At 73.0% G+C, this 12,042-nt stretch carries 9 protein-coding genes; 5 read left to right on the top strand and 4 right to left on the bottom strand.

The features are described from left to right. Positions 1–2: 2 nt before the first annotated feature. Positions 3–794, top strand: a complete 792-nt coding sequence (locus tag ACTWPV_RS03350) for an alpha/beta hydrolase (RefSeq protein ID WP_443150888.1) — start codon at positions 3–5, stop codon at positions 792–794. 27 nt (positions 795–821) lie between these two features. Here ACTWPV_RS03350 and ACTWPV_RS03345 read toward each other — a convergent pair whose 3' ends face one another. Next, entirely contained in the window at positions 822–2,837 is a 2,016-nt protein-coding gene (locus ACTWPV_RS03345) for an endo-1,3-alpha-glucanase family glycosylhydrolase (RefSeq protein ID WP_443150540.1), read from the bottom strand. Positions 2,838–3,083: 246 nt separating this feature from the next. Here ACTWPV_RS03345 and ACTWPV_RS03340 point away from each other — a divergent pair, with 246 nt between their 5' ends. The 3 genes from ACTWPV_RS03340 (at position 3,084) to ACTWPV_RS03330 (ending at position 7,402) form a co-directional block, all read left to right on the top strand. Further along, a complete protein-coding gene (locus ACTWPV_RS03340) occupies positions 3,084–4,892 on the top strand; it encodes an ABC transporter ATP-binding protein (protein WP_443150539.1) in 1,809 nt (602 codons plus the stop codon). Further along, a complete protein-coding gene (locus tag ACTWPV_RS03335; RefSeq protein WP_443150538.1) occupies positions 4,889–6,646 on the top strand; it encodes an ABC transporter ATP-binding protein in 1,758 nt (585 codons plus the stop codon). Before ACTWPV_RS03340 ends, ACTWPV_RS03335 begins: the two co-directional genes overlap by 4 nt. A gap of 72 nt (positions 6,647–6,718) precedes the next feature. Beyond that, entirely contained in the window at positions 6,719–7,402 is a 684-nt protein-coding gene (locus tag ACTWPV_RS03330; RefSeq protein ID WP_347642007.1) for a TetR/AcrR family transcriptional regulator, read from the top strand. A gap of 93 nt (positions 7,403–7,495) precedes the next feature. On the opposite strand, the gene ACTWPV_RS03325 is transcribed toward ACTWPV_RS03330, so the two are convergent. Then, on the bottom strand, positions 7,496–8,164 hold the full coding sequence (locus tag ACTWPV_RS03325; RefSeq protein ID WP_443150537.1) for a GntR family transcriptional regulator: 669 nt from the start codon (positions 8,162–8,164) through the stop codon (positions 7,496–7,498). Then, positions 8,161–9,408, bottom strand: coding sequence for a CaiB/BaiF CoA transferase family protein (locus ACTWPV_RS03320; RefSeq protein WP_443150536.1), 1,248 nt, complete (start codon positions 9,406–9,408; stop codon positions 8,161–8,163). Before ACTWPV_RS03320 ends, ACTWPV_RS03325 begins: the two co-directional genes overlap by 4 nt. Before the next feature lie 143 nt (positions 9,409–9,551). Between ACTWPV_RS03320 and ACTWPV_RS03315 the strand changes: the two genes are divergently transcribed. Then, positions 9,552–10,715, top strand: a complete 1,164-nt coding sequence (locus ACTWPV_RS03315) for an acyl-CoA dehydrogenase family protein (RefSeq protein WP_443150535.1) — start codon at positions 9,552–9,554, stop codon at positions 10,713–10,715. 11 nt (positions 10,716–10,726) lie between these two features. On the opposite strand, the gene ACTWPV_RS03310 is transcribed toward ACTWPV_RS03315, so the two are convergent. Then, a complete protein-coding gene (locus tag ACTWPV_RS03310; RefSeq protein WP_443150534.1) occupies positions 10,727–11,794 on the bottom strand; it encodes a C45 family autoproteolytic acyltransferase/hydolase in 1,068 nt (355 codons plus the stop codon). Positions 11,795–12,042: the final 248 nt, after the last annotated feature.

Raw genomic sequence — 12,042 nt, 5'->3', positions numbered from 1 at the left:
CGATGGCGCGCACCGCTCTGGTGATCGTCGCGGTGCTGGTCCTGCTCCTCGGGCTGCTCTGGATCTTCCAGCGGCGGCTGATCTACCTGCCGGACGGCACGCGGGTGCCGCCCGCGGGCCAGGTCATCCCCGGGGCGCACGACGTCTCGTTCACGACGGGCGACGGGCTCACGCTCGGAGCCTGGTACGTGCCCGGCGACCACGACGTGACCGTGCTGGTCGCCGGCGGCAACGCGGGCAACCGGCTGCACCGGGCGCCGCTGGCCAGGGCGCTGGCGGCGCGGGGCCTGCCGGTGCTGCTGATGGACTACCGCGGCTACGGCGGCAACCCGGGCACGCCCACGGAGGAGGGCCTGCGCCTCGACGCGCTCGCCGCGCGGGCCTTCCTGGGCGACGCGCGGGTGGTCTACTTCGGTGAGAGCCTGGGCGCGGGGGTGGTGACCCGGCTGGCGCGCGAGCGCCGGCCCGCGGGGCTGGTGCTGCGCTCGCCGTTCACCGACCTGGCCGCGGCCGGCCAGGAGGCCTATCCGTTCCTGCCGGTCAGGGCGCTGCTGCGGGACCGTTTCCCGGTCGCGGAGCACATCGCGGGCGTGCGGGCGCCCGTCGTGGTCGTGTACGGCACGGCCGACACGATCGTGCCACCCCGCCTGAGCAAGGCCGTCGCCGATGCGGCGGCAGGGGACGTCAGGACCGTCGAGGTGCCCGGAGCCGGCCACAACGACCTGGCCCTGCTGTCCGGCCAGGAGCTGATCGGCGCCGTGGTGGACCTGGCCGGACAGGTCCGGCGGCGGTAGTCCTGGCGCGGCAGGACCACCGCGCGCCTAGCCGGAGCAGGCGGTGCCGCCACCCGCGTGATAGATCATGTCCTGGTACGTGACGCTCGCCTTGATCGGCGTCCTGCTCGTCAGGGTCTGGACGGTCCCGCCGTCACGCCGGAGCTCGAAGACCGGCGTCGTGCCCGGCACCATCGGCGCCTTGAACGACACCACGCCCGCGCTGGTGACCTCCTTGGTCTTCACGTCGGAGCCCTGCTTGATGACCAGCGTGCCCGGCTCCTTGACGAAGGCCAGCAGCTCCACGTCGTCGACCGGCCCGGGACCCGCCGGGATGGTGAACTTGCCGGCCGTCTGCTTGCTCGTGTCGTAGGGGGCGCTCGCCTTGTGGCTGCGGTGGAAGTAGTAGAGACCGTCGCGGACGATCTCAGGAGCCTTGCCCGTCTTGAACCACGTCGTGTAGTACGTGTTCACGTCGGCGAGCACCTTGCCGCGCACCTTGGACGGCGCCTGCTGCGTCTCGCCGTAGTCGTTCCAGGTGACGAGCTGCACCCAGTCGGCCTTGCCGTCGATCGCGGCCTTCCACGAGCCGCGCAGGGTGCTGCTGTTCTGCGCCTCCCAGTAGTGCAGCTCCTTGGACCTTGTGTCCTCGAACCCGATCGGAGCCATGTATTCCAGGCCGCGCGCATGCGTGGCCTCGGAGGCGCGACGGAACGCGTCCGTCACCTCGGGCCGGTTGGCCCCCCAGGAGGAGTAGCCGTGGACGTGGTCGTCCCACTCGGTCTTGCCGCTGCCGCTCCAGTAGTTGAACATCATCAGCAGCGACGTCTTCATGCCCTCGGCGGACAGGTCGTCCCGCACCTTCTGCCACCAGGCGGGCGGCTGGCGGTCGCCGTGGTACGGCGCGAGCAGCACGCTGCCGTCGGGCAGCGTGTACAGCGACGGATGCCCCTTGACCAGCAGGACGTCGGAGACCACCTTCGCGACGGAGGCGCCCGACTCGGTCGGGAAGTCCGGGCTCAGCACGATCTTGAAGCCGGGGTCCACGTTCCTGGCCGCGTCCAGCAGCTCCGGCAGGTGGTTCCAGCGCTGGTCGCTGGAGGTGTGGTGCTCGTAGATGAACCCGTCCAGCCCTTGTGCGATCGCCTGGCGTACCTCCATCTCGAAGTCGAGCCGGCGCCAGTGCGACTCCGGCCGCACGGAGCGGGTCACCGGGCGGTCCCTGAGGTAGCCGCCCCTGTCCTTGTAGGCGCCGCCGGAGCCGTCAGGGTCGAGCCAGGAGGCGTACTGGTCCTTCGCGGGGTCCTTGTTGTCGATCGACAGGGGGAAGGGCGGGAAGTAGAACGCGAACGCCTTCTTGGCGGAGGAGCGCAGCGCGGCGACCGAGGGCTTGTCGAAGGGCAGCGCGGCGCAGGGCGCGGACGTGCCGGTGGTGTAGGTGACGGTCAGCTTGGGGCCGCGGTCGCCCGTCTCGCGGGAGGAGAACAGGACCGTCGTCGTCTCGTCGGTCCCGGTGAGCGCGAAGGAGTAGACGCCGTTGCCGGTGACGGCGGACGAGACGTCCAGCTCGGCCTTCCGGCCCTCGGTGAAGCCGCTGTGCGAGGCGGTCACGCCGCCGGTCTCCGGACGGTCCTTCCAGACGGTCGTGCTCTCCGTCCAGTCGCCGGTCACCGTGCGGGCGGACACCTTCGTGCTCGTCGTCCTGGCGGAGGTGACCTCAAGGGTGGCCTTGACGTTCGTGGCGTTGCCGGGGATGCCGGAGACCTGGAAACGGGTGAGCGCGAGCCGCTGCGCGGAGGTCTTGCCACCGCAGGTGGCGCCGCACACGGACATCCACGTCGCGGTGCCGAAGCTCTTGGACGGCTCGGCCTGGCTGACGAACATGTCGTCCGTGGCGGGGATGGTGACGGTCTCCGCGGACAACGCGGTCGACGACGTATGCGCGGGTAAGGGACGCGCGGGTAAGGGGCGCGCGGACGCGGGCGCCGCCGCGACCGTCGCGCCGAGTGAAAGGGCGACGGCGATCACCGCGGTGAATCCCACCCGTCGATGCTGGGTGAACATGACCCTCCTCTGGGGTTCGTGTCACAAGGCGATCGACAAGGTAGGGCGAGAAGTGAACGCCTCGCGGCGAATCCGCGAAATGGAACGCGGCAACCGACCACAGGTCACGCCTGGTCAGCGCATGATCACTAGGCGCTGGACGCCCCCACCCCTGACCACCCCGACCATGGTTAGGCGACCCTTGCCTATTCAAGACAGCTTGTAACAAAATAGAGGGCACCCCGCGAACCGCTGGAGGCCCATCCCATGACCATCACCGCCGAGGCGGCCGTCCCCGTGGCGCCCGCGCCGGACGGCGACGACACGCCCGCCCCCGGCCGCGCCGCGCTCATCGCGCTGCTCGCCCCCATCAGGCCACGGCTCATCGCCGCCACCGCGTTCCAGGTCGTGTACGCGATCGCGGCGCTCGTGCCCTTCGTGTGCGTGGCGGAGCTGGCCCGCGTGCTGCTCAGCCCCGGAGCCGGTGGCCCCGGCCGGGTCTGGCCGATCGCCGCACTCGCCGTCGCGGGCCTGCTGGTCAGGTTCGTCTCCTTCGGGGTGGCCGGCGCGATCACCCACTTCGCGGACGCCGACCTGCAGCTCCACCTGCGTCGCCGGATGGCCGCGCACCTGTCGCGGGTGCCGCTGGGCTGGTTCGGCGAGCGCAACTCCGGCCACGTCAAGAAGGTGCTCCAGGACGACGTCAGGGAGATGCACCACCTGGTCGCGCACGCGGCGCTCGACCTGCTCGCGGCCGTGGTGACCCCGCTGGCCGCGCTGGCCTACCTGCTGTACGTCGACTGGCGGCTCACGCTCGTCGTGCTCATCCCGGTGCCGCTGTTCGCCGCCGCGTTCGCGATCATGATGCGCGGCTACGACGAGCAGATGCGGCGCTGGAGCGAGGCGAACAGCCGGATCAGCTCGGCCGTGGTCGAGTTCGTGCAGGGCATCGCCGTGATCAAGGCGTTCGGCCAGACCCGGCGTTCCTACCGGCGCTTCGCCGAGGCGGCCGACGACTTCGCCGGCTTCTTCGGCGCCTGGGTGCGCCCCATGCTCCGGCTCAGCGGCCTGTCCATGGCGTTCATCTCACCGCCCGCCATGCTGCTGGTGTCCGCGGCCGGGGGCGCGCTGTTCGCCGCGAACGGCTGGATCGAGCCGGTCGACGTGCTGCCGTTCGTGCTGGTAGGCGTGGCGCTGACGGCGCCCTTCCTGGCCCTCGACATGGGCTCGATGCGGCTGAGGAGCGCGGCCGAGTCCGCCGGACGGGTGGCCGCGCTGCTCGACACGCCGCCGCTGCCCGAGCCCGAGACCCCTGTGCGCCCGGTCGGCCACGCGGTCGACTTCCGCGACGTGTCGTTCTCCTACGACGGCACGACGCCTGTGCTGCGCGGGGTGAGCCTCTCGCTGGAGCCCGGCACCGTCACCGCGCTCGTCGGGCCGTCGGGCTCCGGCAAGTCCACGCTGGCCAAGCTGCTGCCCCGCTTCTACGACCCCGACGCGGGGGAGATCACGGTCGGCGGGGCCGGCGTGCGCGCCATCGGCTCCGCCGAGCTGTACCACCATGTCGGCTTCGTCCTGCAGGACGTGCAGCTGCTGCGCACGTCCGTGGCGGACAACATCGCGCTCGGCCGCCCCGACGCGGGCCGCGAGGAGATCGAGCGCATGGCGCGCGCCGCGCAGATCCACGACCGGATCGCGGAGTTGCCGCGCGGCTACGACTCGGTGGTCGGCGAGGACGCCCACCTGTCCGGCGGCGAGGCGCAGCGCGTCGCGATCGCCCGCGCCCTGCTGGCCGACACGCCGATCCTGGTGCTGGACGAGGCCACGGCCTTCGCCGACCCCGAGTCGGAGTCGGCCATCCAGGACGCGCTGTCCACGCTGGTGGTCGGGCGCACGCTGCTGGTCATCGCGCACCGGCTGAGCACGATCACCGGCGCCGACCAGATCGCCGTTCTCGACGGCGGCCGGATCACCGAACGCGGCACCCACGACGAGCTGCTCGCGGCGGGCGGGCTCTACGCCCGGATGTGGGCGGCGCACGTACGCGACGACGAGCGGGATTGGACGGGAAGATGATCGGAGAGCTGGGGGCCGTGCTCGGTCCCGAACACGGCGCGCGCCTGCGCCGCAGCCTGCTCGCGATGGCCGTGTACGGCGTGCTGCAGGGCCTGTCGTTCGCCCTGCTGGTGCCGGTGCTGCGGGCGCTGCTGTCGGGCGAGGCGGTCTGTCCGTGGCTGGCCGCGTTCGCCGCCGTGGTCGCGGCCACCGCCGTCGCCTCCTACGTGCAGGCCCAGTACGGTTACGCGGTCGGCCTGGCCGCCCTGCGCACCCTCTACCACCGGCTCGGCGACCACGTGGCCGGGCTGCCGGTCGGCTGGTTCAGCGCCGACCGCGTGGGGCGGCTCGGGCAGCTCGTCGGCAAGGGCGTCATGGACGTGATGAGCGTGCCCGCCCACCTGCTGCAGGTCGTGGTGAGCGCGGTGGCGGCGCCGGCGACCGTGCTGGTGTGCATGTTCGTCTTCGACTGGCGGCTCGGGCTGGCTGCCCTGCTCACGGCGCCGTTCCTGTGGCTGGCGTTCCGGTGGACGCAGAGCCTGGTGCAGCGGAGCGACACCGCGATGGACGACGCCGGCGCCGAGGGGGCCGACCGGGTGGTGGAGTTCGCCAGGCAGCAGCCCTCGCTGCGGGCGTTCGGGCGCACCGCCGACGGCTACGACCTGCTCGACGACGCGCTGGTGCGGCAGCGCAGCACGCTGCGGCGGCTGCTGCGCACCACGCTGCCGGGGCTTGGCACGGTCGCGCTGACCGTACAGCTCGCCTTCACCGCGATCCTGATCGCCGGCTGCGCGCTGGCGCTCGGCGGCGCGGTGGACGTACCGGAGCTGGTCGGGGTGCTGGTGCTGGCCGTGCGGTTCACCGAGCCGCTGCTCGCCGCCGCCGACGTCGGCGGCGAGCTGCGCATGGCGCGCGGCAGCCTGCGCCGCATCAAGGCGGTGCTCGACACCCCGCCGCTGCCGGTCACCGGCCCGGCGACCGGCCCGGCGACCGGCCCGGCGACCGACAGGGCGCGGGCGGGCGAGCCGTCGATCGAGCTGGACGGCGTCGGCTTCGCCTACGCCGAGCGGCCGGTGCTGCGTGACGTGAGCTTCACCGTCGCCCCCCGCACCGTGACCGCCCTGGTCGGGCCGTCGGGCTCCGGCAAGACCACGCTCACCCGGCTCATCGCCCGCTTCTGGGACGCGGACTCGGGTGTGGTGCGGGTGTCGGGGAACGACGTGCGCGACTACGCGCCGGAGGACCTGATGGCGCAGCTGTCGATCGTGTTCCAGGACGTCTACCTGTTCGAGGGCACCCTGGAGGACAACATCAGGATCGGCCGTCCCGAGGCCACCGGCGAGGAGGTGCGCGAGGCGGGCCGGCTGGCCCGGGTCGACGAGATCGCCGAGCGCCTGCCCGGCGGCTGGCAGGCGAGGATCGGCGAGGCCGGCGCCACGCTGTCGGGCGGCGAGCGGCAGCGGGTGTCCATCGCCCGAGCGATGCTCAAGGACGCCCCGATCGTGCTGCTCGACGAGGCCACCGCCGCGCTCGACCCGGAGAACGAGTCCGCCCTGATCGACGCGCTCGCCACGCTCGCCCGCGACCGCACCCTGCTCGTCATCGCGCACCGGCTGACCACGATCGCCGCCGCCGACCAGATCGTCATGCTGGAGGACGGCGCCGTCGTGGAGCGCGGCACCCACCGGGAGCTGCTCGACCTCGACGGCCGGTACGCTGCGTTCTGGACGGAACGAACGCGAGCCCGCGGCTGGCGATTGACCCAGCCGGCATGAGTCCGGCGAGCCGCCCCCGCCGCGACGTGCTCGGGCGAGAGGCGGGCGCGTGAGCGGGGATCGGGGAGCGTGATGGGCGGCGAGCAGGCGGTCCCCGGAGGTCCCGGGCGCGAGTGGCGGGTGCGCGGCCGCCCGCGCGGCCGTCCCCCGCGCATCACCCGGCCCGCCATCGCCGACGCCGCCCTCGCGGTCGGCTTCGACAACCTCACCCTGGCCACCGTCGCCGACCGGCTCCAGGTCGCCCACTCGGCGCTCTACCGCCACGTCGCCGACCGCGAGGAGCTGGTCATGGTGGCGATCGACCGGGCCGTCGCCGCCGCCCCGTGGCCGGAGCCGGCCGGCGAGTGGCGCTCCGACCTGGAGGCGCAGGCCGCCGCGGTCTGGCACGTGCTGGAACGGCATCCGGGGCTGGTCAAGGAGTTCCTCAGGCTCACCCGCTTCCCGGAGGAGGTGATGCGCCGCTTCGGCGCGTCGGTGCGCAGCCTGATCGGCTACGGCTTCACGGCCGAGAACGCCTTCCTCGCCGTCGACACCGTCTTCGACCTGACGATCGACGTGTTCAGCAGGGGCAAGCAGCTCGACGCGCCGGCCGGCGAGAGCGTCGTCCGCGACAGCACGGCCGACGCCTGGGCCGAGGCGGTGGGCGCGGAGCTCGCTCCGCTCATGCGGCAGGCGCTCACGGACCCGGCCGCGACGTGGTTCGACCGCAAGCTGCAACTGGTTCTCGACGGCGTCGCCGCAGGCCTCTCACCCTGACCCGAGAGGGTGGTGTCCTGACCCGCGAGCCTCGCGCCGCCGTGAGCCGCGAGGGCTGCCGTCAACGGGCCCGCGTGGACGGCGCGCGCCTGCTCAGGGTGAAGCGGGGAGCAGGGACCGCAGCTCGGTGACCGCGTGGTCGCGGTGCACGTCGAGGATGGCGACGGCCTCGTCGGCGGCGCGGCGGTGGAGCGCGTCGAGGGTGGCCCGGTGCTCCTTGACGACCCGCTCGCGGTTGCCCCCGTCGCCGTAGTACATCGACCGGTAGGCGTCCGTCGTGTCCCACAAGGTCCTGATCAGCCGGGCCAGCCGGGGCATGCCCGCGCAGTCGAACAGCGTCATGTGGAACGTCCGATTGGCCGTGGCCATGGCGAGCACGTCGCCCGCCGCGGCGGCCCGCTCGACGTCGCGCTGCGCGGCCTCCAGCCGGTCGAGGTCGGCGTCGGTGAGGAGGGGCACGGCCCGGCGCACGGCCTCCTCCTCCAGCAACTCGCGGATGCGGTAAACCTCGCGCAGGTCGTCGAGCGAGAGCGTCACGACGCAGTAGCCCTTGTGCGCCTGGTGGGTGACCAGCCCCTCGCCTTCGAGCGTCTTGAGCGCCTCGCGCAGCGGCACCCGGCTGACCTGGAGCTCCTCCGCCAACGCGTCCTGCCGGATGGGGGCGCCGGGGCGCAGGCGGCCGGTCGTGATGGCGCGGCGCAGCTCGGCCAGCACGAACTGCTGGGCCGTCGGCGGCCTGCGCCCTGCCCCGTCCGGATTCACGGCCCCAATATCTCACGAACCCAGGCGTCGTCCTGCCCGAGCTCGGGCGGCGGACGGCGGTAGGAGGGCGGGGTGGCGCTGAGGCGTACGGGGGCGGTGACCTGCCCGACCCCGTCGAGCCGTACGGACGGCTCCAGGCCGAGCTCCTCGGCGAGCGCGAACGCGGCGGCCAGGTCGTTGATCGGGCCGCAGGGCACCCCGGCGGCGGTGAGCCGTCCGAACCACTCGTCCGCCGGGCGTTCCCGCAGGGCGTCGTCGAGCGCGGCGACGAGCACGTCGCGGGCGGCGACCCTGCCCGCGTTGGTGGCGTACCGGTCGTCCGTGGCGAGATCCGGCCGGTCGAGCACCGCGCAGAGGGCCTGGAACTGGCGGTCGTTCCCGGCAGCGATCACCAGCGGGCGGTCGGCCGCGTGGAACACCTCGTACGGGACGATGCTGGGATGCCGGTTGCCCATGGCCCTCGGCACCACGCCGGCGGCGGCGTAGGCGGAGGAGTGGTTGGTCAGCGCCGACAGGAGGGAGGAGAGCAACGACACCTCGACCCGCTGCCCCGCCCCTGGTTCCCGCGCACCGCCCTCGTGCTCGCGGACGTCCGGCTTCGACGTGGCGTCCTCGGGTCGCGTCCCGCCCGCACCCGGCCGGCCGGTTCCGGTGAGGTGGCCGCCTTCGCCGGTGTGGTCGCGGTGGCGGAGCGCGGCGAGGATGCCGAGGGCGGCGTGCAGGCCGGTGATGACGTCCACGAGAGCCACGCCCGCCTTGGTGCCTGGACCGTCCGGCTCGCCCGTGACGCTCATCAAGCCGCCCACGGCCTGCACGATCAGGTCGTACCCGGGCAGCCCCGCCCCGGCGCCGGACCCGAACCCGGTGATCGAGCAGTACACCAGCCCCGGATTGAGCACGCGCAGCGTGTCGTGGCCGAGCCCGAGCCGGTCCATCGTGCCCGGCCTGAAGTTCTCCACCAGCACGTCGGCCCGCGTGGCCAGCGCCCGCGCGACCTCCAGGTCCGCCTCGTCGCCGAGGTCGAGGGCGATCGAGCGCTTGTTGCGGTTGACGCCGAGAAAGTAGGTGGCCTGCCCGCCGGGCGCGTACGGCGGCCCCCAGGCGCGGGTGTCGTCCCCCGTGCCCGGCCGCTCCACCTTGACGACCTCCGCGCCCAGGTCGGCCAGCAGCATCGTGGCGTAGGGCCCGGCCAGCACCCGGCTGAAGTCGGCCACCAGCAGCCCGGACAGCGCCCCGCCGCTCACGCCGGCGCCCCGATGCAGGCGGTCTCGGGGGCCGGCTCGGCGTCCACGAGGCCGGCGGCGGTGAGCGTGAGAACGTCCATGGTCACCGCACCCTAGCCGTGGCATATTGGATTTTCAATATTGGATCCAATATATGGAGAGTCATGATCGCACCCACCGCGCTGTTCGCCCTCGACACGCTGCTGACCGAGGAGGAGCGCGAGATCAGGACCACGGTCAGGCGCGTCTGCGACCGGGAGATCCGGCCGCACGTCGCCCGCTGGTTCGAGGACGGCGAGCTGCCCGCGCGCGAGCTGGCCCGCACGCTCGGCTCGGTCGGCGTGCTCGGCATGCACCTCGACGGCTACGGCTGCGCGGGCATGGGCGCGGTCTCGTACGGGCTGGCCTGCCTGGAACTGGAGGCGGCCGACTCCGGGCTGCGCAGCCTGGTGTCGGTGCAGGGGTCGCTGGCCATGTACGCCATCTGGAAGTACGGCAGCGAGGAGCAGAAGCAGGAGTGGCTGCCCCCGATGGCGGCCGGCGAGCGCATCGGCTGCTTCGGCCTGACCGAGCCCGACTTCGGCTCCGATCCCGGGGGCATGCGCACCACGGCCAAGCGCGAGGGCGGCGACTGGGTGCTGAACGGCACCAAGATGTGGATCACCAACGGCTCGGTGTCGGACGTCGCGGTGGTCTGGGCCCGCACGGACGAGGGCGTCAGGGGTTTCCTGGTCCCCGCGGGCACGCCCGGCTTCACCGTGAACGACGTCAAGCACAAGATCTCGCTGCGCGCCAGCGTGACCAGCGAGCTGGTGCTCGACGGGGTGCGGCTGCCCGGCGCGGCGATGTTGCCGGGCGCCAGGGGCCTGTCCGGGCCGCTGGGCTGCCTCAACGAGGCGCGGTTCGGGATCGTGTTCGGGTCGATGGGGGCGGCGCTCGACTGCCTGGAGACCGCGATCGCGTACGCGGGCGACCGCCAGGTGTTCGCCAGGCCGCTCGCCTCCTACCAGCTCACCCAGGAGAAGCTCGCCGACATGGCGCTGGAGCTGGGCAAGGGCCTGCTGCTCGCGGTGCACCTCGGGCGGCTGAAGGAGGCCGGCACGATCACCCCCGAGCAGGTGAGCGCCGGCAAGCTGAACAACGTGCGCGAGGCCCTGGAGATCGCCAGGAAGTGCCGCACGCTGCTCGGCGCGAGCGGCGTCACCCTGGAATACCCGGTGATCAGGCACTCCGTGAACCTGGAGTCCGTGCTGACCTACGAGGGGACGTCGGAGATCCACACGCTGGTGCTGGGCAAGGCGCTCACGGGGATCGGCGCGTTCAGCTGACGGGCCGCCGATCAGAACGTCTGCCAGGTCGCCTCGGTGACCCTGCAGGGCCCGCCCTGGTGCACTCGAAGGCGCCCGGCCCGCACGTCGAGCCCGACCGTGGCCAGCGTCTCCCACCTCTGGTGGATCGGCTGCGACAGGTCAGGGTGGGCGCACACGGGCGCCTCGTCGGGGCCGTGGCTGAGCAGGGCGAGCGCGCGTTTCGTCAGGTCGTCGCCGCCGAGCTCGCCGGCGTGGTCGCGCAGGTGCCGCAGGCGGGCGTACGTGCCGGGCCGCTCGGTGGCGTGCCGCTCCCCCGCGGCCAGCGCGGGGTCGAGGAAGTGGTTGCAGTGCATCAGGACGCCGCCGGGATCGGGCGGGATGACGGCCACGCCGGCCGGGGAGATCTCGATCGAGCCCGCGCCGCCCGCGGTCACGACGGTGATGACGGTGGAGGCCGAGACCGTGGCCGAGCGGGCGATGCCGGCGGCCTCCTCGACGGTGGCCGCCTCGTCCAGGATGCGGCGGGCGATCAGGTGCACGGGCACGCCGACCTCGGCGGTGTCGGCGTCGTGGCGCAGGATGTTGAAGTGCACGCCCAGGCCCGCCGTGTTCACCCCGATCTTGGCCAGCGCCCCCGACTCGGTGAACGTACGCACGACGTGCCCGGGGCGGGGCGCCAGCTCCCACAACATGGGGGCATCGCGCAGGTGGTCGTGCCAGTCCCAGGTCTGCACCGTACGCGGCGGGAGGCCGGGGCCCGGCAGCACGACGGACGTCGAGCACTCCCCCTCGCCGCTCGCGTGGAGGGCGGCCAGGATCTCGGTCCTGGCGTTGACCACGGCGACCTGCCACGGCTCCAGCCCGGCCCCGGACGCGATCCCGGCGATCTCGTCGGCCAGCCGGGGAGCCCAGGCGGCGCTGCGGTCGAGCGCCTGCTCGCCCCACGCGCGGACCTGCGCGGGGGTGGCGCCGGCGACCCTGAACAGGTCGGTGTAGCCGGCGAGGTTGGCGGCGATGGCCGCGCGGCGGTGGGAGCCGAGCTCCTCGCCCCGGGCTCGGGGTTCACTCTGGCTGGACGTGAAAGTCGGAAATGTCATGACTCGACCCTCAGCCCTTTCCGTCCGTCCTGTCCACCAGCGCCGTCTCGCAGGGCCATCTCCCAGGGCGCGTCTCCCGGTGCTGTCCCTCAGTGCCGTCCCTCAGGGCTGTCTCTCAGGGCTGTCTCTCAGGGCTGTCTCTCAGGGCCGTCCCTCTTGAACACGCTCTGTTCCGTACGCACGCGCGCCCGGAGCGCCACCACCCCGTGCAGCAGCGCGCGGAACCGGTCAGGGCCGGCCGTACGCAT

It is taken from the genome of Nonomuraea sp. KM88 (assembly GCF_052245635.1).
GTDB lineage: Bacteria > Actinomycetota > Actinomycetes > Streptosporangiales > Streptosporangiaceae > Nonomuraea.
Note: the sequence above shows the minus strand (reverse complement) of the source record. Positions and strands in the feature narration are given on the sequence as shown.